General features: G+C 65.1%; 21 protein-coding genes. 11 read left to right on the plus strand and 10 right to left on the minus strand.

Going from position 1 to position 24,033, the window contains the following annotated elements; all coding sequences use genetic code 11:
* Window positions 1–64: 64 nt before the first annotated feature.
* Window positions 65–1,501, minus strand: a complete 1,437-nt coding sequence (locus RI103_RS25340; RefSeq protein ID WP_310818370.1) for a sigma-54 dependent transcriptional regulator — start codon at window positions 1,499–1,501, stop codon at window positions 65–67.
* 1,344 nt (window positions 1,502–2,845) lie between these two features.
* Between RI103_RS25340 and RI103_RS25345 the strand changes: the two genes are divergently transcribed.
* The 3 genes from RI103_RS25345 (at window position 2,846) to RI103_RS25355 (ending at window position 6,278) form a co-directional block, all read left to right on the plus strand.
* Window positions 2,846–3,145 (plus strand): hypothetical protein, encoded by a 300-nt coding sequence (locus tag RI103_RS25345; protein WP_310818371.1) that lies wholly within the window; start codon window positions 2,846–2,848, stop codon window positions 3,143–3,145.
* Window positions 3,146–3,200: 55 nt separating this feature from the next.
* Window positions 3,201–4,403, plus strand: a complete 1,203-nt coding sequence (locus RI103_RS25350) for an AAA family ATPase (protein ID WP_310818372.1) — start codon at window positions 3,201–3,203, stop codon at window positions 4,401–4,403.
* A gap of 432 nt (window positions 4,404–4,835) precedes the next feature.
* Entirely contained in the window at window positions 4,836–6,278 is a 1,443-nt protein-coding gene (locus RI103_RS25355) for a nicotinate phosphoribosyltransferase (RefSeq protein WP_310818373.1), read from the plus strand.
* Here RI103_RS25355 and RI103_RS25360 read toward each other — a convergent pair.
* The 3 genes from RI103_RS25360 to RI103_RS25370 form a co-directional block, all read right to left on the minus strand.
* A complete protein-coding gene (locus tag RI103_RS25360) occupies window positions 6,275–8,122 on the minus strand; it encodes an ATP-binding cassette domain-containing protein (RefSeq protein ID WP_310818374.1) in 1,848 nt (615 codons plus the stop codon). The two genes, RI103_RS25355 and RI103_RS25360, sit on opposite strands and share 4 nt — an antisense overlap.
* On the minus strand, window positions 8,119–9,006 hold the full coding sequence (locus tag RI103_RS25365; protein ID WP_310818375.1) for an extracellular solute-binding protein: 888 nt from the start codon (window positions 9,004–9,006) through the stop codon (window positions 8,119–8,121). The genes RI103_RS25360 and RI103_RS25365 overlap by 4 nt, the downstream gene beginning before the upstream one ends.
* Window positions 9,007–9,085: 79 nt before the next feature.
* Entirely contained in the window at window positions 9,086–9,373 is a 288-nt protein-coding gene (locus RI103_RS25370) for a hypothetical protein (protein WP_310818376.1), read from the minus strand.
* A 163-nt stretch (window positions 9,374–9,536) separates the two neighbouring features.
* On the opposite strand from RI103_RS25370, the gene RI103_RS25375 reads away from it, so the two are divergent.
* From RI103_RS25375 to RI103_RS25385, 3 genes are all read left to right on the plus strand, one after another.
* Window positions 9,537–10,031: a molybdopterin-dependent oxidoreductase gene (locus RI103_RS25375; protein ID WP_310818377.1), complete on the plus strand. Its 495-nt coding sequence runs from the start codon at window positions 9,537–9,539 to the stop codon at window positions 10,029–10,031.
* Between the two features lie 178 nt (window positions 10,032–10,209).
* Complete coding sequence (locus RI103_RS25380) at window positions 10,210–10,746, plus strand: nitrogen fixation protein NifQ (RefSeq protein WP_310818567.1); 537 nt, start codon at window positions 10,210–10,212, stop codon at window positions 10,744–10,746.
* A 61-nt stretch (window positions 10,747–10,807) separates the two neighbouring features.
* Window positions 10,808–11,209: a LysR family transcriptional regulator gene (locus tag RI103_RS25385; protein WP_310818378.1), complete on the plus strand. Its 402-nt coding sequence runs from the start codon at window positions 10,808–10,810 to the stop codon at window positions 11,207–11,209.
* 25 nt (window positions 11,210–11,234) lie between these two features.
* On the opposite strand, the gene RI103_RS25390 is transcribed toward RI103_RS25385, so the two are convergent.
* The 3 genes from RI103_RS25390 to RI103_RS25400 all read right to left on the minus strand — a co-directional run bounded on the left by RI103_RS25390 (window position 11,235) and on the right by RI103_RS25400 (window position 14,400).
* The gene (locus tag RI103_RS25390) at window positions 11,235–12,587 is read right to left on the minus strand and encodes a DUF2325 domain-containing protein (protein ID WP_310818379.1); all 1,353 of its coding nucleotides are present in this window, start codon (window positions 12,585–12,587) and stop codon (window positions 11,235–11,237) included.
* Window positions 12,588–12,735: 148 nt separating this feature from the next.
* Entirely contained in the window at window positions 12,736–13,287 is a 552-nt protein-coding gene (locus RI103_RS25395) for a hypothetical protein (protein WP_310818380.1), read from the minus strand.
* A 237-nt stretch (window positions 13,288–13,524) separates the two neighbouring features.
* A complete protein-coding gene (locus tag RI103_RS25400) occupies window positions 13,525–14,400 on the minus strand; it encodes a LysR family transcriptional regulator (protein WP_310818381.1) in 876 nt (291 codons plus the stop codon).
* A 113-nt stretch (window positions 14,401–14,513) separates the two neighbouring features.
* Here RI103_RS25400 and RI103_RS25405 point away from each other — a divergent pair, with 113 nt between their 5' ends.
* The 3 genes from RI103_RS25405 to RI103_RS25415 all read left to right on the plus strand — a co-directional run bounded on the left by RI103_RS25405 (window position 14,514) and on the right by RI103_RS25415 (window position 17,653).
* On the plus strand, window positions 14,514–16,076 hold the full coding sequence (locus tag RI103_RS25405; protein ID WP_310818382.1) for an MFS transporter: 1,563 nt from the start codon (window positions 14,514–14,516) through the stop codon (window positions 16,074–16,076).
* A gap of 124 nt (window positions 16,077–16,200) precedes the next feature.
* Complete coding sequence (locus RI103_RS25410) at window positions 16,201–16,680, plus strand: nuclear transport factor 2 family protein (RefSeq protein WP_310818383.1); 480 nt, start codon at window positions 16,201–16,203, stop codon at window positions 16,678–16,680.
* 94 nt (window positions 16,681–16,774) lie between these two features.
* The gene (locus tag RI103_RS25415) at window positions 16,775–17,653 is read left to right on the plus strand and encodes a 2OG-Fe(II) oxygenase (RefSeq protein ID WP_310818384.1); all 879 of its coding nucleotides are present in this window, start codon (window positions 16,775–16,777) and stop codon (window positions 17,651–17,653) included.
* A gap of 172 nt (window positions 17,654–17,825) precedes the next feature.
* On the opposite strand, the gene RI103_RS25420 is transcribed toward RI103_RS25415, so the two are convergent.
* From RI103_RS25420 to RI103_RS25430, 3 genes are all read right to left on the minus strand, one after another.
* Complete coding sequence (locus RI103_RS25420; RefSeq protein ID WP_310818385.1) at window positions 17,826–18,260, minus strand: GNAT family N-acetyltransferase; 435 nt, start codon at window positions 18,258–18,260, stop codon at window positions 17,826–17,828.
* Between the two features lie 37 nt (window positions 18,261–18,297).
* Window positions 18,298–19,737, minus strand: a complete 1,440-nt coding sequence (locus tag RI103_RS25425; RefSeq protein ID WP_310818386.1) for an MFS transporter — start codon at window positions 19,735–19,737, stop codon at window positions 18,298–18,300.
* Window positions 19,738–20,172: 435 nt separating this feature from the next.
* A complete protein-coding gene (locus RI103_RS25430; RefSeq protein ID WP_310818387.1) occupies window positions 20,173–21,054 on the minus strand; it encodes an oxaloacetate decarboxylase in 882 nt (293 codons plus the stop codon).
* Between the two features lie 203 nt (window positions 21,055–21,257).
* On the opposite strand from RI103_RS25430, the gene prpR reads away from it, so the two are divergent.
* On the plus strand, window positions 21,258–23,255 hold the full coding sequence (gene prpR, locus RI103_RS25435) for a propionate catabolism operon regulatory protein PrpR (protein ID WP_310818388.1): 1,998 nt from the start codon (window positions 21,258–21,260) through the stop codon (window positions 23,253–23,255).
* Between the two features lie 126 nt (window positions 23,256–23,381).
* Window positions 23,382–23,945: an alkyl hydroperoxide reductase subunit C gene (ahpC, locus tag RI103_RS25440; protein WP_310818389.1), complete on the plus strand. Its 564-nt coding sequence runs from the start codon at window positions 23,382–23,384 to the stop codon at window positions 23,943–23,945.
* Window positions 23,946–24,033 lie beyond the last annotated feature (88 nt).

A 24,033-nucleotide genomic window follows, 5' to 3' on the forward strand; every position in this document is an offset into this window, starting at 1 on the left:
AGTCCCAGACCAAACCCGACCCGACAGAACCCGACGAGGCAACCGCCACGCCGAGCCTACCCATTCACACCAGCGAAGGCGCCCGCCGCTCCGCCTCGCCGTCGCTATCCGCGCCGCCGGCGGCGTTTGAAGCGCGTCCGGCCGCCGGCTCCTGGTGCAGCCGGTTGGCGTGCATCAGTCGATACAGCGTGGCCCGCGAAATGCCGAGTTCCGCCGCCGCCTCGGACAACTTGTAGCCATGCCGTTGCAAAGCGTGTTCGATCGCATCTTTCTCGGCCTTGCTGCGGATTTCCGCCAGCGTCACGGCCGGGCCGTTGTCGGCTTCCGGCAGGCCGAGGTCGCTGGCCGTGATAAAGCGGCCTTCGCTCATCACCACGGCGCGGCGCACGCAATTGATCAGCTCGCGTACGTTGCCCGGCCACGGATAGTTCGACATGGCGACGATCGCGTCGCTCGACAGCCCACGCAACTTGCGCGCGCCGTCCTGTTTGTACATGCTCAGTGCATAGTTGGCGAGCAGCTTGATGTCGCCGCCGCGCTCGCGCAATGGCGGCTCGACCAGGCGCAGCACGCACAGGCGGTGATACAGGTCGGAGCGGAAGCGCCCGTCTTCGACCGCCTTGTCCAGATCGACGTGGGTCGCCGAAATGACGCGCGCATCGACGTTGATCGGGCCGTTGCCGCCCAGCCGTTCGATCGTGCCTTCCTGCAGGAAGCGCAACAGGACTGCCTGGCATTCATGCGGCATGTCGCCGATTTCGTCGAGGAAGAGGGTGCCTTCGTGGGCGCTCTCGATCCGGCCGATCTTGCGTTGGAGCGCGCCGGTAAAGGCGCCGCGTTCGTGGCCGAACAATTCGGCTTGCAGGAGGCTCGGCGGAATCGCCGCGCAATTGATCGCGACGAAGGGGCGGCCGGCGCGCGGCGAACGTTCGTGGATCGCCTTGGCGGTCAGTTCCTTGCCGGTGCCGGATTCGCCGGCGACGAACACCGGCGCGTCCGTCACGCCGCATTTGTCGATGCGCCGGTACAACTGCTGCATCGCCTCGCATTGCCCGACCATGCCGTGCCGCCCGAGCGACGGCTCCGGCGCGACCTCCACATGCCGCAGGCTCGACAGACCATGCGCGTGGCCCAGCGCGAACACGAGCCGCTCGTTGAGCCACGGCCGGGTCACGAAGTCGAAGCAATAGTCGAGGATAAAGCGGCTGACCAGTTCGTTCTCCGCCTGCCCCGGCGCGATCTGGGCGACCCAGTTGGTTTCGACGCGCCGCATGCAGGACGCCAGCGCGGACAGATGTTGGGAAGTGCAGTCGCCCGGCAGTTCGACGAGGCCGACCTTGATATTGCCGCGCTCGATCATACGTTCGGCGACGGCCGTGCTTTTGGCATGCACCGCTTGCCAGCCAGAAGCCGCCAGAAAAGCGGCCAGCTTCTGATCCGGTGAATTCGACACATACAGAACAGTGCGTTCCGTGTCGACAGGCGTGCAGGTCGTATTCATGTTACCCCCGGTTCGATGCAGCTCTCAGGACTGTTCTGCGACGTACCCGACATACCGGCAAGACGCCGGTTTCCGGCCAACTGAGCCCGCCGGTCCGCTTGCGCGGACACGCACATGGATTGATCCACCGCTTTGGGATTCTGCTGCTCGCAGCCCGGCGGGGACGATTCATGGTGGCGGCAATTTCGGGGGGCATGGAGCGGGCGGCGCGAGCCGCGAGGTGCTACATATCGGACGGATGGCGGCAACGGTGTTCACCGTTGTAACCGTCACACGATCTTTTCCCCGAATCACTCAAGCCGTTCTTAACCTCGTTGGCCTGATACAAGCGCTCTTGTTGGCGCATGGGCTTAACGATAAGCGAAACCGCTTAAGAGCGCCATACAAACAACCCTGGATTCAGAAACGTTTTTCATGTCGTCCCATTGTTCTTGCGGTTCAAAAATGGACGGTCAAGTCCCGCTATGCGCGGCATCCCACACAGCGCTTCAATTCGCTTTACGGCAAATACGAAACGGAACTGTAGTTCGGGATTTGCCTTGTCTCAGGCTTGCGACACATTGGGCAAGGCGCTGCGAACACCAGGTAGGGTTCCGAAGCATCGGCATAATTGACCGGGATGTGCCGCAACCCTCGGCCACACGCGGGACGTGCGGACTGCCGGGCGAGAAAACGGCCAGGTACATCTTGCCGCGGCGCGTCGGCGGGCGGCCTGCTGCGTGTCGAATTCGAATCAACGCGTGATGCGAAGAGTGTGTGGACAGGGCGCGGAGCAGCGACGATCACGCTGGCATAAGGGTTTGAGGGCGCATGGCATGGCCGTTGCAATAAGCACTTCACAGCGAATGCGTTGCCGCCCGGTCCGAAGGTCGGGGAAGCCAGAGTGAAAAGAGACCGGCGGCAAACACAGACTTCGTAGGCGCGGCCGGGGAAGCCAATGCGCTTTGCGAGGGTGCGGCGGGGACCACTAAAAACGGCTGTCAGAAAACAACGGAAGGAATGATCGGTACAACGTACCTGTCGTCGTGACCGGACGAGGTAAAGGTCGACCTCGCCACTTTTTCCGTCTGTTTTCGGCGGATTTGAAGGGGCGTAAAAAAAACACGTACCGCGCTCACGGATTGACGAGCGAACGATACGAACAACAGCAAAGAAAACAGCGAAAGAACAGCGGCGGGGCAGCGCGCGGTCGAGGACCAACCGGGCGCGAAGAAGCGGGGAGGAATGCCCGGAGTCTCCATAGAGAGGCGCGGGTTACGAGGTGGACCGGGCGCCGTGTCCGCGAATTCGCGGACACGGCTCACCTGGACAGGGTCTAAAAAGGCACATCTTCCGGGGGTCGTCATGACCAGACAGATCATCAAGCCGGCCGGCGCTGCACCGTCGGATCGTCCAATCTCCGCTCAGTCAGCGGGTCTCTCCTATCAACGGCGTAGCGCCGCGCCGCGTGCCTTGTTCGCCGCGCCGACGGCCGATCTGCTGACGCTGGTGATCGCCGACGCGATCAAACGCCGTGCGCAAGCGGAAATTCAACGCGAGGTGCTGCGCGACTCGGTGTATGAGATGCCCGTGGCGCGGGAACGAAACTACGAGCGCGGCGCGGACCTTCACCCGTTCGATTCCGACGAAAAACCAGAACATTGACCGCCATCGAGGCGGCCTCGCCAACCGAACGGCGTCAGACCGGCGGAGAGCCGACATGATCGACATCTTCCTGATTTCATCCAGCGTGGAGCGCACGCCACAAATCGTCGCTCGCATCGAGGCAAGCGGCGTGACTTACCGGCTGCGCACAGCTCACGGCACCGCCCGGCAAGTGCGGGCGCACGATCGCGCGATCCGAAGCGCGGATATGCTGATCGTCGACGACGCCGATCTGAGCGTGCGCGACCTGGACGGCGTCGAGGAAGCGCTGGCCTGCACGCCGGCGCTGCATTGCGTGCTGATGACGGCGGCGCCGTCCACCGCCGTGCTGGGCGTGGCGATGCGCGTCGGCGTGCGGCATGTGCTGTCGTGGCCGCTCGACGCCGACGAGATCACCACCATTCTCATCCAGGCCGACGCGCGGAAAACCGCCCTTGGCCGCCATGCCGGCCGTGTCGTCTCACTTGCCTCCAGCAAGGGCGGCAGCGGCACGACGCTGATCGCCGTGAATCTCGCGTATTCGCTCGCCGCGCTGAGCAACCGGCGTGTGCTGCTGATCGACCTGAGCCAGCAATTCGGCGACGCCAGCCTGCTCATGGCCGACAAACCGCCGCCGACCACGCTTGCCGATCTTTGCTCCCGGGTAGAACGCCTCGACGCCGCACTACTCGAATCATGCGTGATGCAGGTCCACGCAAATCTCGATGTGCTGGCGGGCGCGGGCGATCCGCTCAAGGCCGCGGAATTGCTGCCCGCGCAGTTGGAGAGCATTCTTGCGCTAGCGCGCGAGCGCTATGACGCCGTGCTGATCGACGTCGGGCAGAGCCTGAATCCGTTGACGATCCACGCGCTCGATCGCAGCGACGCGATCTGCATGGTGGTGCGTCAGAACCTGCTTTACCTGCACGGCGGCCGCCGCATGCTCGATATTTTCAGGGAACTGGGTTATCCGGCCAGCAAGGTGCGGGTGGTGGTGAATCACTACGACAAGAACGCCCAGATCAATCTGTCGAAGCTCGAACAGACGCTCGGCGCGAGGGTGGCGCATCAGCTTCCGCGCGACGAAAAGCAGGCCAACGAGGCGCTCAGCCGCGGCGTGCCGCTGGTCACTTCCGCCAGAGACAGTACGCTCGCGCAAGGCATCGGCCTGCTGGCTGACATGCTGTGGCCGTCCAGCGCCGAGCGCCGCAAAGGCGTGCTTGGCCGGCTGTTTGCGTCGCGGCCGAACGTGCCGCCGCAACTCAGGCCGGAGCATTGAAGCCGTCCTCGCGAGCGGGACAGACCGCGCTGGGAGACGGCCGGTTCGAATAATAATTCGGATGGCGAAGCGAGTATGGACAGAACCACGCCGCCGCAATAGTTTCATGACGAAGATCGCTCTGCGAAATGCGCGAGTGGTGAATCGCTCATGTTCAGTCTCTTCGCCTGTGTGGCGATCAGGCGTTGGCACGCGGAGCCGAACTGCATCACCCTGTAGCTGTCAGTGGTGGGCTTGCTCGCCTCGCAGGTCGGACCCACCTTGCGCGAGAAGAAGCTGTTGCCCGATGACGAGCGTTATCGCGTTAATCGAAGCGAGATGCGGTTTCGCGTGATTCCCGCTGTGTTTTGACGGTGTATCGTGTCGTTGTGGCCGGTTCAATTCCGGCCAGTCCGATTACTCTCCAGAGCGCCTGCGAGCGCAGCATCGTCCATGCAAAACGAGTCCCACGGTCTCAACGATATCGCGTCGATCCTGTCCAATCCGATTCTCAACACGGATTCGTACAAGGCGTCGCATTACCTGCAATATCCGCCCGAAGCGTCGGCGATGTTTTCGTACATCGAATCGCGCGGCGGGCGCTACGACCGCACGCTGTTCTTCGGTCTGCAAATGCTCATCAAGGAATACCTGTGTCGCCCGGTCACGCCGGCCATGATCGATCAGGCGAAAGCGTTTTTCACGGCGCATGGCGAGCCGTTCAACGAAGCGGGCTGGCGCTATATCGTCGAACACTACGGTGGTTATCTGCCGGTGCGCATTCGCGCGGTGCCTGAAGGCTCGGTCGTGCCGACGCACAACGTGCTCGTCACGGTCGAATGCGACGATCCGCAGGTGTTCTGGCTGGCGTCGTATCTGGAGACCATGCTGCTGCGCGTGTGGTATCCGATTACCGTGGCGACGCAAAGCTGGCATCTGCGCAAGACGATCCGCGGCTATCTGCTCAAGAGCAGCGACGACCTCACGCAATTGCCGTTCAAGCTGCACGACTTCGGCGCGCGCGGCGTGTCGAGCGCGGAGTCGGCGGCGATCGGCGGCGCGGCGCACCTCGTCAGTTTCATGGGCTCGGATACCGTGCTTGGCGTGGTCGCGGCGAACCACTACTACAACGAGACGATGGCGGCATTCTCGGTGCCGGCCGCGGAGCACAGCACGATTACCTCATGGGGCCGCGAGCGCGAAACCGACGCGTTTCGCAACATGATCACGCAGTTCGGCAAGCCGGGAGCGATCGTGTCGGTGGTGTCCGACTCCTACGACCTGTTCGCCGCGCTCGACGCCTGGGGCACGGAGTTGAAGCAGGCGGTGCTCGACTCCGGCGGCACGCTGGTGATCCGGCCCGACTCCGGCGATCCGCAAACCATCGTGCTGCAAACCATGCGGGCGCTGGAGGCGTCGTTCGGATCGGTGGTGAACGGCAAAGGGCGGCGCGTGCTCAACAACGTGCGGGTGATTCAGGGTGACGGCGTGAATCCCGATTCGATCGAAGTGATCCTTGCCGCGCTCGACAAAGCCGGTTTCGCGGCGGACAACCTCGTCTTCGGCATGGGCGGCGCGCTGTTGCAGCAGATCAACCGCGACACGCAGCGCTTCGCGATGAAGTGTTCTGCGATTCGTCTAGGCGACGAGTGGCACGACGTGCTCAAGGACCCAGTCACGGATGCCGGCAAGCGCTCGATGAAAGGGCGGCTGACGCTGCTGATGAATCGCCACACAGGCGAGTATCGAACGACGACGCTGCCCGTTGTATGGAATGAGCGCACCGTCGAGGCCGATTGGCAAGAAGCGCTGGTGACGGTGTTCGATTCCGGCAAGTTGCTGATCGACATGTCGCTTGCCGAAATCAGAAGCCGCGCCCACGCTCACGAAGCTTAGTGCGGGCCGCTCGCTTGCCAGACGGCAACGCCTGAGGCGCGGATATCGATCCGGCACGGCGTGCCTTCGCGCAGGCGGGTATCTTCATTGGCAACGTCGAACTGCACTCCAGCAATATTCAAGCGGACATAGCGCTCGCCGCGCCGCAATTCGACTGCGTCGACGACACCGGCATGCAGGCCGTCTTGCTCGATGACGATGGCATGCGACGACACGCGCCACATGAGGCGCTGGCCGGCGTCGAGGTCGAGTCCGCTGGCGCCCGTTCCGATCGTGAGGCCCTGAGCGATTTCGACCTGCCCCGCAGCGCCCATCACCCCTTCGCCGACGTTGTGCAAACCGAGCAGGCCCGCCACTCGCATCGACGCCGGCCGTTCGAACACCGCGTCGATAAAACCCGCTTGCAGAACGCGGCCCTGTTCGACGACCAGGACTTCGTCGGCCAGCAACGCGGCTTCATCCGGATCGTGCGTGACGATGATCGTCACCGCCGCGATCTCGCGCTGCAAGGCCCGCAACGACTGCTGCAAGCGGCGCCGCCGTGGTGTGTCGAGCGCGGCGAACGGCTCGTCGAACAGCAGCAGTTCGCTATGCCGTGTCAGCGCGCGCGCAAGCGCGACCCGCTGCCGCTGGCCGAACGACAATTGATGCGGCAGGCGCGCGACCAATTGCGCGAGGCCCAGATGGTCGAGCCAGTAACGCGCGCTGGCGGGGTCGGCATCGACGGGAAAGGCCAGTTGCTGCGCCACCGTCATATGCGGAAACAGGCCGTAGTCTTGCGGCATGTAGCCGATCTGGCGGCGCTCGGGCGGCAACGTGCTCAACTGCTTGGTGCCGAGCGTCACGCTGCTCGACGCGTTCGATTCGAGCCCCGCGATCAGACGCAGCGCCAACGACTTGCCCGAGCCCGACGGCCCGATGATGGCGAGGCGCCGCGTGGCCGGCGTCCATGCGATGTCGAGATCGAACGCGCCGAGCTGGCGTTGCAAATGGAAAGCGAGGCGTAGATCCGCGGTCTCGCTGCGGCTCGCCGTCAGGTCCGCGCCGGGTTCGAGGGCATCCTCGCCGTTTTCGTTTTGCTCCGGCGAGGTCTTTTGCCGAAGGCTGTAAATCGACAACGCCGCGCAGACGATCGCGATCGCGAGCGTCGGCAGCAGCAAGGGCATCATCGCCGGCAGCCCCTGGCCGCCGAATACGACGTATGTATAGACCGGTAGCGAATACGGGTGATAGGCCACCATCACGGTTGCGCCGAATTCGCCGAACGCGCGCAGCCACGCGAGCGCGAGTCCCGCGCGAATCGCCGGCCACGCAACCGGCAATATGACGCGGAAAAAGCGGCTGGCGGCATGATGGCCGAGCGTTGCGGCCACGTCGTCGAGCACGGGGGCGACGGCGGTGAACGCGGACTTGGCGGCAATGATCAGGAAGGGCGCGGCGACGAAGACTTCCGCGAGCACGATGCCGGCGAACGAATCCGTCAGCGTGCCATTGGTGAACCGGCCGACCCAGCTATACGGGCCGAGCAGAAACAGCAACAGCACGCCGCTGGTGAGCGGCGGCAGCGCCAGCGGCAACTGCACGACGAAGCCGAGCAGCGCCACCTTGCGCGAACTCGAGCGGGCCAGGAAATAGCCGAGCGGCACGCCGCCCAGCAGAATCACAAGCGAGGCCACGCTGGCGCTCGCCGCCGACACACCGACCGCCGACCACGTCGCGCGCCAATCGACATTCGCCCAGTCCGCTGCGCCGAGTTGCGGCACGCTCGCGATAAACGGAGCGCACAGATAGGCGGCCAGCAGCGCTGCCAGCCACAGCAGCGGACGCGCAGCAGTACGTTTCACTGCGCTTGCTGCGCGGCGGCGTCGATCACCGCTTGCACCGAAGGCGGCATGGCTTGCAGGTTGCCGCTCACGGTCGGTTTGACGACGTCCACGCCATGTTGCTTGAGCAGTGCGCGGCCTTGTGCGCTCAACAGGAAGTTGACGAAGCTGCTCGCGCCTTCACGGTTCGGCGCGTCGCCGAGAATTGTCAGTGTGTAGGCGGCTTTGGCCTGCAATTCGGGCGCCGGGCGGATCGCCGGAATCTTCAGGTCGGACGTTTCGGTGGAATAGAAAAAGCCGGCGTCGAGCTGGCCGGATTGCAGGCGGCCGACCAGCGTCTCCTCAGGCAAAACCTGTTCGGGGTTTTCCGCGGCGCCGAGCGTCTTCTCGACGAGGTCCGGCTGATGGTAGAGCTCGCCCGCCTTGCTCATCATATCGACGGTGAACGCGCCCTTCGGGTCGAGCTTCGGATCGGTCCGGCCGATGCGGATGCCCGGCTCCTGCAGCACCTGGTCCCAGCGCCTGGTTTTGAATTGCGGGGCGAACCTGCTTTGCGGGTTATAGCCGATCATCAACGGCGATTCGGCGAAGTTCACATACCACGTGACATGATCGCCGTTGGCTGCACCCATCAAGCTGTCGTTCACCTCGGGGCTCGCGCTGATGAACACGTCGCCGCGGCGCAGCTTGCCCTTGATCTCGTTGGCGATCTTGTTCGAGCCTGCCGCGTAGCCGCGGAAATGCTCGCCGGTGGCCTTCTCGAATGCCGGGCCGACGCTGCGCTCCATCAGGTTGACGAGTGATCCGGCGTACAGCACGTTGACCGTGTTGTCCTGCGCGAAAGCGGGTGCGGCCGCCACGATGCCGGTAACGACCACGAGAGAAGCGAACAGCTTGCGAATCATGCGATAACCCCGATACGTTATTAAGGACGCTATATTACGACGTCATCGCGTTATGTTGTGTGACGACGTTTGCTCCCTTTCAGTTGAGCGGAAAGGTCCACACGTAGCGGGTGCCGCTCGCGCCGGCTGCGCGGTCGATGGCGTATAGCCGGCCGCGCGGCGCGTCGACGGCCACGCCGCGGGCGTCCTGAAAGTCGTTTGCAAGCACGCTGATCGTGCCGTTCGGCGCGATCCGGCACAGGTCGCTGATATTGCATTTGGTGTGCAGCGTGCCGCCTGTATCGCCGGCCATCAGGTCCGGGCTGTTGATCTGCACGAACATGCCGGTCGGCGCCACGGCCTGCGACGAGCCGAGCAGCGCGCTCAAGCTCGCTTTTACGATGTCGTTGTTGGCTTGGTCCGAGACGGCCCATATTCCCGGCGATATGGTGCGTATCGCCGCAGTTTCGCGCGCAAGCCGCCGTCGCAGCGTAATATACGCACGGACATAACGTGTGAACAAGCCGCTCAGGCACCCATGCTGGAGAAAAATGGATATGGATAGTGTGAACGGGATTGCCGCACCCGCCGTCGATAGCGCGCTCGTCCTGAGCGGACGATTCCAGCGGCCGCTTTCGTTCGGCCTCGACGAACTCGAACGCTACGAAAGCGTGGTGGCTACACCGTTCGATCTGCGTTGCTATACGACCAACCGCTTTATCCGCAGCGTCGAGCCATATCGCGGCGTGCGTCTGACGACGCTCATCACGGAAGCGGGCCTGCCGAATAGCGTGCCGGGCGAATTCAAGCGCACGGTGTTCGTCGCGGTGGGGCATGACGGCTACGTCGTGACGTTTTCGTGGCACGAACTCTTCAATACGCCGGTCGGCGAGAACGTGATAGTCGCCTACGAATGCGGCGGCCGCGCGCTCGACGCTGAAGACGGCGCGCCGATTCTGTTTTCCGGATCCGACATCCTGCCCGCGCCACGGCATGTCAAACGGCTCGCGCGGATCGAGGCGCATGTTTTGGGACCGTTGGCGTAGGGGACGCGGGTCGTGGCCGGCAGGCGTAACATGGTTCGCTGGTCCTTATCGCGTTGCCGCCATGTCTGACGATCCGCTCGTACGCACCGCCGGCGTTGCCGCACCCAGCGTGGAACCGACCCTGTGGCCGCTGCCGTTGTTCCTGTCGTTGCCGCAGGACGCGCGGGCCGCCGCACACATGGGCCGTTGGCTCGACACAGCCACGGATGCGACGTCGCCGGATACTCAACTCTTCGCCAAACTGATCGCCGCCCGCGACGCGCGCAACGAACTCGCGCTGCTCGGGCTTCAGCAGCCGACGTGGCGCGCGCTGCTGACGCGGCGTTTCGCGCGCGCCGCCGCTCCGGCCGCGCTACCGTTCGCGGTCACTTTGAACGACTACGCGGAGTTCGTGCGCACGCTCCACACGCTATTGCTCACGCACGCCGCCGCCACGGTCCATGGGGCCGACGCGCAGTGTCTCGCCTCGATCATCGCGCATGCCTGCTTGCGTCCGGATCACCTGTGGCGCGACCTCGGTCTCGCCGGCCGCGACGAAGTCACGTGGATGCTCACGCGTTATTTCCCCACGCTCGTGGCGCTGAATACCGGCAACTTGCGGTGGAAGAAATTCCTCGCTGAACAACGCGCGTTGTCATTGGGCTTGCGGCCAGGTCCAGCGCCGGGCTGTCCAGGCTGCGAAGACTACGGGCATTGTTTCCCGGAGCCCGGCTGACGGCTGTTGCGGCCGTTCGGCCAGGGTGGCAGCGCGAGACGGTTCGTGTATGCTTTCGCGCATGGCTGACACCCCAAAAACTCAATCCGCGCCTGCGGCAAAAAAAGCCGCGAAGGCACGGCCCGAAGTGCGCTTCAGAATGCGCATCCGTAGCGGCGACGCGGTCGCGCTCGGACCGGGCAAAGTCGAATTGCTCGAGGCCGTGCGCGAGTTCGGCTCGATCTCGGCGGCGGCGCGCAGCCTCGATATGTCGTACCGGCGCGCGTGGCTGCTAATCGACGAACTGAACCGTTCGCTCAAGTCGCCAGCCACGCATTCGGAGCAGGGCGGCCAGAGCGGCGGCGGTTGCACGCTCACGCCCGTGGGCGAGACCATCATTCGCCTGTACCGCGACGTCGAAGTCGAGGCGCAGCGTAGTTGCGCGAAACAGATCGCCGAGTTGACCAGGCTGATCCGCTCCTGAGCGGCCTGGTCGCAGAAGAGCGCTCTCAGCCGTGCCGCAGGCAAAACGCCGAAGGCGACGGATGGCCCAGTTGCGCAACATTGTCGGGATGCAAGCGGGCCATCAATTCCACAAAGCTCGCCACGCTCGCCGTGCGCAGCGGGTGATAGTCGATCTGATGACGCTCGCAGACGCGCTTGAGCGTATTCATCGAATCGTGATCGATGCAGTCGACCGGAAACACGACGAGATCCGCGCCCGGCAACGCTGCGGCAAGTAGCCCTTTGCGATCCTCCACGCCGCCGTCGTGCACAACCAGCTCGCCGCCTGCCGCTTCCACCAGCCGCCTGAGCGCGGCGTTGGAGCCCGGCCGGCCGCCCACATACACGAGCCGTTTGCCCTGCACGCTGTCGAGGCTCGCCCGGCGCGTGGCGGCTCCGCTCGCCGCGTCCGCTGCGTCCACCGTCGCGCGTTCAAGGGCATCGCATTCGCTTTGCACCAGCTTGAGCAGCGTCAGTGTCTGATCGTGGCTTCTGCGTAACGCGAGCGCCGCGTCCTGTTCCTGGAGCGCACGCTGTTCCGCGGCCTCGCGGCGGCTGGTGTGCAGGGCGACGCGCTGATCGGCGTCGGCCAATTTGTCGCGCAGCCGTTGCGCTTCGGCTTCGAGCCCGGCGGCGTCGCGCGGTATCTGGCGGGTTGTCTGCGTCGTGAGCTGAGAGATCTGCTCGTTGAGCGCCGCAATCGACGCGTCGCGTTGCAGGCTGAGTTCCTGCAAACGGTTCTGCTGACGCTCGATTTTCTCTTTCAATGCAGCGTTTTCCTCTTCCAGCGCGACCAGCCGGCGAATGTCCGCGCGATTGGCCGCACCGACCAGATGCGACAGCATGTGCAATTCGCCGAATGCTTTCTGGCGCACCGGCATGGTCGCGAACGGATGCGTCATCAAAGCCCAATAGGCGGGCGGGATGTCGCCGCTCTTCAGCGCTTCGTCCCAGAGCCTGAGCAGGTCGACGTCGTCGGCGGCTTTGTCGAAGCGGCGGATCGCGCCTGCGTAGTGTTCGTCGAGTAGTTTGTGCAGCGCCCTGGCGGCCGCGCCGCCTTCGATCGCGAGTTCGACCGCCGAGTGATGAATCTCGAGATCGCTCGCATCGCGGCGGTCGAGCCCCGTGAATTTGGGCACCAGCCTGCGCAACTCGTGCGTGCTCAGACACGTGCCGATGATCGAACAATGCAGATGGCTGTCGAGTTCGGCGAGGCGCGCGCGCCGCTTGGTGTTCGAGAACGACAGCTTGGCGGGCGCGCAGCACGCGTCGGCGGCGCGCATGCCGGTGCCGGCGAGTTCGTCGCCGGAGAGTTTCAGACGTGTAGGCTGGGCGAGACGGAACGGGGGCGTGTGCATGGGAATCTGGAATCCGGTTCGGTGTCAGGCGGGTTGAAAGTGCTGGTCAAGCTCATGGCGCACTTTCGCCGCGCGCGCGCGGCCGGCGATATATACGGAAAGATATAGCGATGGGCGGAAGAGAGCGTTCATCTGCGGCTGTCGCGAATCAGTCGCTGGAAGGGGCGAGCGCGAGTTCGGCGACGCGTGCTTTGCGCCGGACCGCTGTGCCGCCCGCCGGGCTTCGAACAGTGGCGGCGCGCTTGCCGGCCAGCGGGCTCATGTCATTCGCCGCCCGTGCGTGCTGTTCGAGCACATGACCGACGCACAGGCCCACAAAGGTCGCGTCGAGCCGTTCGAGTTCAGCGACCACCGTGCGCAGCGCCGTCAGGTCGTTGCTGAACGCGTCGGAAAAAATCGCGTCGCGTAGCTGTTCGGCAGAGCGCGCTTCCTCGATCGCCGCTTTCAGGTCGCGCAGACGCGCGAACGTCGCGGCTCCCGCCTCCTCGGCGAGGATCGACAGCAACTGGTTCAACGAATGCGAGGCGGATGTGCCGACCGAGGCGAAATTCAACTGGTCGCCGGTCAGCATCAGCACGAAACGCTGCACGCTGCCGTAGAGGCGCCGGTAGGCGTCGACGACATCGCGGATCGATTCCGCGCGGCCGCGCTCGGACGCCGACTTCACCGCGACGATGGTCGACGAAAGCTCGCTCGGCAAGCGCCCGCGGCGTCCTGCCGGGGCGGATGAAATGGATCGAATGCGCACCGCTACTGGCTCCTGCTGGCTCGTGTCGCCTCGTCGCGCGCGGCTGGCAGACGCGCTGAAAGATGCGTCGCCACACGTAATGAGGCCTACCGTGATATTCGGCAGGATATAACGAAAAGCGGCTCGCGTGTTGAACAGAAGCCGTTTCATGGCGCGTCGGACCGGCTTTACGCCGGCTTCAGACCGGTGTCACTGGTGCCGTGCGAAGTCGAGAAACGCCTTTACCGCCGGGGCCCGCTCGTACTTCCGGAAGGCGATCGCAATCTCCGAAGCGATGGGCTGACCGGCGATGCCGCGGTACACCACGCCCGGCAATGCGATGCAGTCGGCCAGGGTATGCGGCACGACGGCGACGTAGCCGCCCAGCGACACGCAGGCCAGCACCGAGGCGAGCGTGCCGGGACGCGGCCCGAGCCGCGCCGAGAAGCGCCCGCGCCGTGCCACTTCGAAGGTGCCGGCTTCCTGCTCCGGCAGCACGAAGCACTGGTCGCGCAGTTGCGCCGGCTTGACGCTCGCGGAGGCCGCCAGCGCGCAATCGGCCGGCAACGCGAGGACGAACTGGTCGCGATGCACGGTCGCGGCCTGAATGCCGTCGGCCAGCAGCATCGGCGGGCGCACGTAGGCGGCGTCGAGCAGGCCGTCGCGCAGCATGGCGGCGACGTTGTCCATTGGCACCTCGCGAATCGAGATATCGACGCCCGGATGCGCGCCGCGAAATCCGCCGACGTCGCGCTGCAACACGCCCGCATACGCCGCCGATGCCACATAGCCGACTTCGACGCGCCCGAGTTCGCCGCGCTCGGCCAGCACCGCGCGCTCCTCGCCGCGCGCGAGGTGATCGAGTGCGACGAGCGCTTCCGCGAGATACGCGCTGCCCGCCGCGCTCAGCGCGACCGAGCGCTTGGTGCGATGAAAGAGCCGTACGCCAAGCAGCCGTTCTGCCTCCTGGATCAGCTTGGTCAGCGACGGCGCGGCGATCCCCAATTCGTCGGCGGCGCGCGAGAAATGAAGCTGTTTCGCGACGCAGACAAAGGCGTGGATATGACGGAGTTCGAGTTGCCGCATGGTTTTCTGTATTTCCGCTGGAGCTAATTATTTTGTGATTTTATGCCAATGACAGGTAATAGAGGCATCGCTACCATTGACTCAACCTCAACTCGCCGCCTCATTGCCTCCGTATGCCGTTGCTTTCCTCACGCCGCCCAACGCCGGCTAGCCCGGCGTTCGTGCTCGCCACCGCCTCGGCCACTTGCGCGCTGATCGTGCTGGACACCAATGTCGTGGCGGTTTCGCTGCCGTCGATCGCACGCTCGTTCCACGCGAGTTTCGCCGACGTCGAATGGGTCGTCAGCGCGTACATGGTGGCGTTCGCGTCGTGTCTGCTGCCGGCGGGCGCGCTCGCCGACCGCGTCGGCCGCAAGAAAATGCTGCTGCTCGGGCTTGCGGTGTTCTTTCTGGCGTCGCTCGGTTGTGGCGCGGCGCCGACGGCCGCGGTGCTGAACGTGGCGCGCGCGGTCAAGGGCGTCGGCGCGGCGATGCTGCTCACCGCCGCGCTCGCCGTCATCGCGAACACGTTTCACGAGGGCCCCGCCCGCGTGCGCGCGTGGGCGGTGTGGGGCACCTGCATGGGCCTCGCGACCACGGTGGCGCCGCTGGTCGGCGGCGTCATCGCGCAATGGTTCGGCTGGCGCTGGATCTTTCTGCTGAATCTGCCGGTATGCGCGGTGCTCGCGTGGTGCGCGTCGCGCGCGATTAGCGAGTCGCGCAATCCGGAACCCGGTCCGCTCGATGCCGCCGGCAGTTTGTTGTTCGGCAGCGCGCTCGCCCTCGGCATCTGGGCGCTGATCGAAGTGCCGGCCGACGGTCTCACGAGCTGGCCGACGGCCGCGCGGCTCGCGGCCTGCGTGCTGTTGTTCGGCGCGTTCGTGCAGGTCCAGCGGCTGCGAGCGCACGCAATGGTCGATCTCGCGCTGTTCCGGCAACCGCGCTTTGTTGCCGCCGTGCTCGCCATGTTCGGTTACGCCGCCTGCGCGCAGGTGATGATGACGTTCCTGCCGTTGTATCTGCAGAACGCGTTCGGTTGGTCGGCGGTGGCCGCGGGCGTCGGCATGCTGCCGTTCGCGTTGTCGATGGTGATCGGGCCGTACATCGGCGCCGCGCTCGGCAGGCGTGTTTCAAGCATGGCCGTGCTCTCGATGGGCTTGCTGCTGATCGCCCTCGGCAACCTGTTGACGGCCCGGGTTGCGGGCGACGAACGCTATGCGCTGGTCGCGCTCGGCATGATCGTGACGGGGCTCGGCGCCGGCATTCTGAATGGCGACACGCAGAAGGCGATCATGGCCTGCGTGCCGCCGGATCGGACTGGCATGGCCTCCGGCATCAGCACGACGACGCGCTTCACCGCCATCGTCACCTCGGTCGGGGTGCTCGGCGCAGTGCTCGCGGCGCGCACCCACACGGCATTTCTCGCGGCGGCGCCGCTGACGCCTGAGGTGAAAACCGCGCTCGATGCCGGCTTCATGTCGCGCGTGCTGGCAGGCGACACGGCGCAGGCCACGGCGACGCTGCCGTCCGCGGTACGGGCCACGTTGATGTCGGCCGCGCACGCGAGCTTTGCGAGCGGCTTTGCTGCCGCGCTGGGACTGGCCGCGGCCATTGCCGTATCGATTGCCGCCGGCGTTTGGCTGCTGGCCGGCAGAGGCGAGGCCGCGCGAGTGCGTGGCGAGGCGTCGAACGGATAGGCACGCCGCTTCGCCCCGTGGGCGCCGTTTTCCGCTATCGTGTGCGGCGTGCCCGCCGTCGAATGATCGCCGGGCACGTTTTCCGGATCGACTTCAAAAACGGGCAACGCACGACAGCAAAACAATGAGCCATCCCAACACAGAATTGATCCAGCGTTTCTACACGGCGTTTCAGCAACGCGACGCCGAAACCATGGTGGCCTGTTACGCGGATGACGTCGTCTTCAGCGATCCCGCGTTCGGTGAGCTGCACGGCGAGGAAGCGCGCGATATGTGGCGCATGCTGGTGGCACGCGCGCAGGACTTCTCGCTGGCGTTCGAGGGCGTCGAAGCGGACGACCGCAGCGGGCGCGTCCGTTGGGTCGCCAGTTATCTCTTCAGTCAGACGGGGCGCGCGGTGGTCAACCGCATCGACGCCCGTTTCGTGTTCCGCGATGGCCGCATTGTCGAGCATCGCGACAGCTTCGACTTGTGGAGCTGGACGCGTCAGGCGCTCGGTATCAAAGGGACGCTGCTCGGCTGGTCGCCGCTCGTGCAGCGCGCCATCCGGGCGCAGGCGAGAAAGGGCCTCGACGTCTACCGGCGCCGGCAACCGCGCGGCTGATCCGCGGACTGCGGTCGGGGCCGGCGCCGGCCGCGCTTGCTATCATTCATCCACGTGATGCTGAATTTCTTCAAGCGGACGAATGAGGAATGCTATGCCAGTAGTGGATGCCGCATGGGAACAGTGGCTGAGCAGCAACGTGGCGCGCGGCTGCAGTCCCGATTCGATGGTCGACGCCATGGTGCAGGCCGGTTTCGCCACGGACGCCGCGCGCGCGGCCGTGCACGGAACCTTCGGCCTGAACCCGGCGAATCCGGCCTTTGCCGCGGCGGCCGCGACCGAGGCGGCGCTCGCCAGGGCCGCGCCGCAAACTTACCAGTACGACGACCCGCCCGTCGCGCGCGGCAATGTGATCCGCGCCCACGATCGCGACGTGCGCGTGCTGATGCGCTGCGAGCGTCCGCAGGTCATCGTGTTCGGCGACGTGTTGTCGCCGGACGAATGCGCCGAGATGATCGAGCGCTCGCGTCATCGGTTAAAGCGCTCCACCACGGTCAATCCCGATACCGGCAAGGAAGACGTGATCCGCAATCGCACCAGCGAAGGCATCTGGTATCAGCGCGGCGAAGACGCTTTCATCGAGCGGATGGACCGGCGCATTTCGAGTCTGATGAACTGGCCGGTCGAAAACGGCGAAGGGCTGCAGATTCTGCACTACGGCACGACCGGCGAATATCGTCCGCATTTCGACTATTTCCCGCCCGATCAACCCGGCAGCGCGGTGCATACCGCGCAGGGCGGCCAGCGTGTGGCTACGCTGGTGATCTATCTGAACGACGTGCCGGACGGCGGCGAAACCATCTTCCCCGAAGCGGGCATGTCGGTCGCGGCAAGGCAGGGCGGCGCGGTGTATTTCCGCTATATGAACGGCCAGCGTCAACTCGATCCGCTGACCTTGCATGGCGGTGCGCCGGTGCTCGGCGGAGACAAATGGATCATGACGAAGTGGATGCGCGAACGCGCTTACGGCTGAGGCCTGCCGGATTTTATTCAGCCGGCTGGCCGGCGGCGGTAGCGTTGGCGGCCGAGCCGCATGGTCATCAGGCAGATCGTGGCGCCGGCGATGTGATCGAGCATCGGCATGCCGGCCAGGCTGCCGGCGGGTCCCGACGTCGCCAGCGGTGCCGCGAGGGTTCGCCCCGCGCTCAAGCCGTCTTGTAGACGTCCGGGTTATGCAGCTCCATATAACGCTCCGGCGTCGCGAGTCCGGTGAAGCCGTGCGGCTCGTACACGCGATGCGCGTCCGTCGTCACCAGCACGATTCTTCGCAAGCCCTGCAGCGAGGGGCTGGCGAAAACGTGCTTCATCAACGCGCACGCGTATCCCTTGCCGCGATACGCCGGCAGCACGAACACGTCGCACAGGTACGCGAAGGTCGCCTCGTCCGTGATCAGGCGCGCGAACGCGATCTGCCTGCCCTCGATATAGCCGCCGAAACACAGCGAGCCCGCGACGGCGCGCTCGAACGTCTCGCGCGGCATGCCCTTCGCCCACGGGGTTTCCTGCGACAGGAACGTGTAGACCATCTCGATGTCGAGATCGGCCTTGTCAGTTGAAAACGTCAGTTCGGGTGCTTGCAACGCGTGTCTCCGCCTAATCTGTCAAAGCGCTTCTTCATCAACCCTTCACCGGATCTTCGCCGCCGCGCGAGCCGCCGCCGATGCTCTGGCCGGCATCGCGCGCAAGACCCATGTAACCGATCACGGATGCCAGCGTCACCACGCCCGCGAACAGAAACGCGAGGCGGAAATCGTCGAGCGTGAAGACGCGGCCCGTGGTCTCGCCGTTGAAGAAGGCCGCCGCGCGCAGCGACACCGCGCCGAAGGCGATGCCGAGACCAATTGTCATTTGCGCCGCCGCGCTCCACAGCGTGCTGGCCGCGCTCATCTGCGGGTGCGGGACGTCGGCATAGGCGAGCGTGGCGAGTGTCGAGAATTGCATCGAACGCGCTACGCCGTAGATGAACACGACGATCAGCACCAGCGCGAGCGGCACGTTCGGGCTCAGCAATCCGCACGCGGTGATGAACACGCCGGCCACCGTCACGTCGACGATCGACACCATGCGGAAACCGTAACGCTGCAGGATGCGCGTGGTCAGCGCCTTCATGCCGAGGTTGCCGAGCGCACTCGCGAGCAGCAACAGCCCCGACTTGAACGCCGACAAACCGAAACCCACCTGGAACAGCAGCGGCATCAGATAAGGCACCGCGCCGATGCCGATGCGCGTGAACGAGCCCGTCACCACCGTCACGGAGAAGGTCGGAATCTTCAGCGTCGAGACGTCGACGAGCGGATGCGGATGGCGCTTCGCGTGCTGAAACGCCACCACGCCCACCAGCAAACCGCCGAGAATGATCGCCCCGGCGACCCACGGATTCTCGCCGGGCTGGCTGGCCAGTTCCGCGCCGTACAGTATCGCCGTCAAGGTCGCGCCGCTCAGCAGCAGGCCGGCCACGTCGAGCGGCTTGCGTTCGGTGCCGCGCAGGTTCGGCACCAGTGCGAGCGCAACGGCCATGGCCGCGAGGCCGAACGGCACGTTGAGCAGGAAGATCCAGCGCCACGACGCGTACGTCGTAATGAAACCGCCGATCGGCGGCCCGACCACCGGCGCGGCGATCGCCGGCCACGTGATGGTCGAGATTGCCTGCATCATGCGGCTTTTCTCGGTGCTGCGGACCACGATCAGGCGACCCACCGGCACCATCATCGCGCCACCCATGCCTTGCAGAAGACGGGCGGCGGTGAACTCGGTGACGTTCTGCGACAGGCCGCACAGCACGGAAGCCACGGTGAACACGCCGATCGCGCTGAAAAATACCGTGCGCGAGCCGCAGCGGTCGGCGACCCAGCCGCTTGCCGGGATGAAGATCGCCAGCGCCAGCATGTAGGCCGTCATGCCTAGACTGAGGCTGTTGGGCCCGACGCCGAACGAGTGCGCCATCTGCGGCAGGGCGGTGGCGATCACCGTGGTGTCGAGGTACTCCATGAAGAAGGTGGCCGCGACGATATACGGCAGCCAGCCGATGTGCGCGCTGCGGGTATTGCTGCCGCTCATCGCGCTGCCCCTGCCGCGCCGCGCGCGGTGTCTTGCGAGCCCGTGCGGGCGCCGTCGCCGTGAGCGTGCCGGCGCGTTGCGCGCGATGGTTTGGCCTTCATGTTCGTGCGACTACCTTATGAGAACGTGTTTCCGGCATGCGGACGAGGCGGACGAGCGACGGGGTCGCGGCCGCGGCTGTGGCGCGTCGGCGAGGCCATCGAGGACGGCAAGCGCGCCAGCCCTGAATCCTAACGCAATAAATGGCGCCATACCGTCGACCATGGCAAGTGGCGCAGGCAAGGTAAGTGGCGCAAGCAACGCAGGTGGCGCACCGCAGACCCGCAGACCCGCAGACCCGCAGACCCGCAGACCCGCAGACCCGCAGACCCGCAGACCCGCAAGCCGACAAACCCGTTTGCCGATGCAGCCAAAACACGGTCCTCTACACGCCGCTCAGTCTTTCGCGGCGTACTCGCGGTCGAGTTTGTCGTACAGCGGCTTGTTGACGAGCCGCTGGCGTTCGCTGAACGGCGCGACCAGCGTGGCGTCCTCATCGAGGCGGCCATTGCTTTTCAGCGTGCCGAGTGCGCGCTGCATGCCGAGCACCGCGCCTTGCAACGCCGCGTTCGCGTACAGCACGATGCCGTAGCCGAGCTTGGCGAGCGCCTCGCGCGATTGCACGGGCGTCTTGCCGCCGATCACTATATTGATCAATTGGGGCTTGTCGAACAGCCCAGGCAGACGTTCGATGTCGGCGAGCGATTCGGTCGCTTCGATGAACAGAATGTCGGCGCCGGCTTCGATGAAACGATGGCCGCGCTCGATCGCGTCTTCGATGCCATGCACCGCGGCCGCATCGGTGCGCGCCATGATCTGCAGATTGCCGTCTTCGCGGGCATCGACGGCCGCACGGATCTTGCCGACCATTTCGCTGGCGCTGACCACTTCCTTGCCGGAGAAGTGGCCGCATTTCTTCGGCATGATCTGGTCTTCGAACTGGATCACGTCGGCGCCGCTGCGCTCGAGCACACGCACCGTCTGGCGCACGTTCAGCGCGTTGCCGAAGCCGGTGTCGGCGTCGACGATCAGCGGCAACGCGACCGCGTCGCGAATCCGCGCCGTATGCTCAGCGACTTCGGCAAGTCCGATGAAGCCGAGGTCGGGCAGGCCGAGCGACATATTGGTGACGCCCGCGCCCGTGATATAGACCGCCTCGAAGCCGGCGTCCTCGATCACGCGGGCGCTCATCGCATTAAAGGCGCCGGGCACGAGCAGGCCCTGGCGTTGGTCGACTTTGGCGCGGAAGGCGGCGCGGCGGGTGGCGGATGTGGTCATGACGGTGTGTCTCCTTGCAGGAAAATCAGATAAAGGACTGGCTCCGGTTTTGCAGGAAGCGTGCCATTTGGCGGCCTTGGCAGTTTGTCCCAACCAATCAGCGAGTTAGCCGTAAAACGGCGACCCGGCGGTTCGTGGCACAATGAGCGCGGTGTTCCATAGAACGTTTCATGGAACGTTCCAACGTAAACCGGAGCGCTACGATGTCCACTTTCACGTCGTCCCTTGCGAATCCCGATCCGGGCCGCCCAGGCGTTGCATTGGTGAGTATCAGCCGGTTGCAGTCGCTTTGCGAGACTGTCGCGCCGCGCTACGCCGGGCGCGCGAAATTCTTCCCGGTTCGGGAAGGCTACGGCGCGGCCGTCACCGCCTTGCAGGCCTATGTGGACGCAGGCTCGGTCGACGTCGTGCTGGCCGCCGGCTCGAACGGCGCCTACCTGCGCGACCACCTGAGCGTGCCGGTCGTGATGGTCAAGGTGAACGGCTTCGACGTCCTGAGCGCGATCACCCGCGCCACGACCACGTGGCCGAACGCGCAGATCGGCCTCGTGCTGCACGAAACGATTTCGCACGAACTGGCCGACCTGAGCGCGTGGCTGAAAGTCAGCCTGAAACAGCGCGCCTACCGGTCGATCGACGAAGTGCGACTCGCGGTCGACAGCCTCGCCGCCGAAGGCTGCAGCGTCATCATCGGGCCCGGCATGGCTTGCGACTTCGCCCAGCAGGCGGGGCTCGCGAGCGTGTTCCTGTACTCGCTCGGGGCGGTCGAGGAAGCGTTCGAACGCTCGGTCGAACTGGCGCGCGTGAGCCGCCAGAAGGAATCGAAGCGCGTGCGCCTGAACACGATCGTGGCGCATCTGCGCGACGGCGTCGCCGCTTTCGACGGTGCCGGCCAGGTCGAAGCCGTCAATCCGGCCATGCTCGATCTGCTCGGCCTCGACCGCGAGCGGGACGTGGCCGCGCAAGTCGAGCGCGCCGTCGGGCCGTTGCTGCGTGAGACGCTCGAGCGCGACCTGCCGATCGAGGAGCGGATCGAGCAGATCGGCGGCCGCGCGCTGATCGTCAATTGCGTGCCGATCGTGGAGCAGGGCGTGCGCTCCGGTTCCGTGGTGACGTTGCAGGACGCGCTGGTCGCACAGCGGATCGACCGCTCGCTGCGCACCAGCCAGCGGCCGAAGCAGCTGGTCGCGCGCCATCAACTGGACGATCTGATCGGCAGCTCGGCGGCGCTCGAGCGCGTGCGACGACTGGCGCGCGCCGGCGCGGCGCACGACGCCACCGTGCTCCTGAGCGGCGAAAGCGGCACCGGAAAGGAACTGGTCGCGCAAGGCATCCACACTGCGAGCCGGCGGCGCGGCAATCCGTTCGTCGCGTTCAACTGCGCGGCGCTGCCGGAAGGGCTGATCGAAAGCGAACTGTTCGGCCACGAGGAAGGCGCATTCACCGGCGCGCGGCGTGGCGGCAAGCCCGGCCTCTTCGAAATCGCCCACACGGGGACGATTTTCCTCGATGAAATCGGCGAGATGCCGGCGGCGCTGCAAAGCCGTCTGCTGCGGGTCCTGCAGGAGCGCGAGGTGATGAAACTCGGCTCGGGACGCGCCACGCCCGTCGACGTGCGGGTGATCGCCGCCACTCATCGCGACCTGCACGCACTGGTCGAGCAGGGCGCGTTTCGCGCGGATTTATATTTTCGTCTTAACCTGCTTCAGATAGAATTGCCGCCGCTGCGCGCCCGGCGCGACGATATTCCGCAACTGGCGCGGCACTTGTTAAACCGCAGCGCGCTCCAATATGGGTTGTCGGAGGCCGCGCTCGAGCGGGTGCTGGCGTTTCTCACGCCGCTGTTCGAGCAGTACGCGTGGCCCGGCAATGTGCGGGAGCTGGAAAATCTGCTGACGCGCGCCGCAATCTATCTCGGCGACGCTGCAGGTGTCGCCGGTCAGGACTGGCAGGCGGTGTTTCCGGAATTTGGGCGTATGAAGCGCGCGGCGGCCGTCAATGCGAACGCAAACGACGCAAGAAACGGCACAGGCGGCGTGAACGCCGCCGCAGAACCCGCCCCGAGCCGCATCAGCCCGACCCGCGAGGACGTCCTCCACGCCCTCGAACAAGCCGGCGGCAACCGCGCCGCGGCAAGCCGGGCGCTGGGAATCGGCCGCACGACCCTCTGGCGGCTTCTGAAAGACCGACCCACGGCGTGATAGCCGAGAGCGGCACAATAAATAGTGCCAGACTATTGTAATCATTAAAACAATCCGCTTTACCTATTAAGCGTCGTCTGAGATACTGACTCCACTTTCCAACCACCCTGAAAGAGGACTCAGTAAATGCCGATCATCAACAGTCAAGTCAAACCGTTTAAGGCACAGGCTTACCACAATGGCGATTTCCAGACCGTCACTGAAGAAAGTCTGAAGGGCAAGTGGTCGGTTTTCGTTTTCTACCCGGCTGATTTCACCTTCGTGTGCCCGACCGAACTGGGCGACCTGGCGGATCGTTACGCCGAATTCAAGAAGATCGGCGTTGAAATCTACAGCGTGTCGACCGATACGCACTTCACGCACAAGGCATGGCACGACACGTCGGACACGATCCAGAAGATCAAGTACCCGATGCTCGCTGACCCGACGCTGGCAATCTCGCGCAACTTCGACGTGCTGATCGAAGAAGAAGGTCTGGCACTGCGCGGCACGTTCGTGATCAACCCGGAAGGCGAAATCAAGCTGGCCGAAATTCACGACAACGGTATTGGCCGTGACGCTGGCGAACTGCTGCGCAAGGTGCAAGCTGCGCAATACATCGCGGCTCACCCGGGTGAAGTCTGCCCCGCCAAGTGGACGCCGGGCGCAGACACGCTGACCCCGTCGCTCGACCTGATCGGCAAGATCTAAGGTTTCACAACCTCTCGCAGTCGACGCCTCGCGGCGCATCACCGTGTGGACCGCTTCCAAACAGTGGTTCGCGCGTCCCCGGGTCGCA

Origin of the sequence: Paraburkholderia sp. FT54 (assembly GCF_031585635.1) — a bacterium.
In the GTDB taxonomy this organism is placed as follows: Bacteria; Pseudomonadota; Gammaproteobacteria; order Burkholderiales; family Burkholderiaceae; genus Paraburkholderia.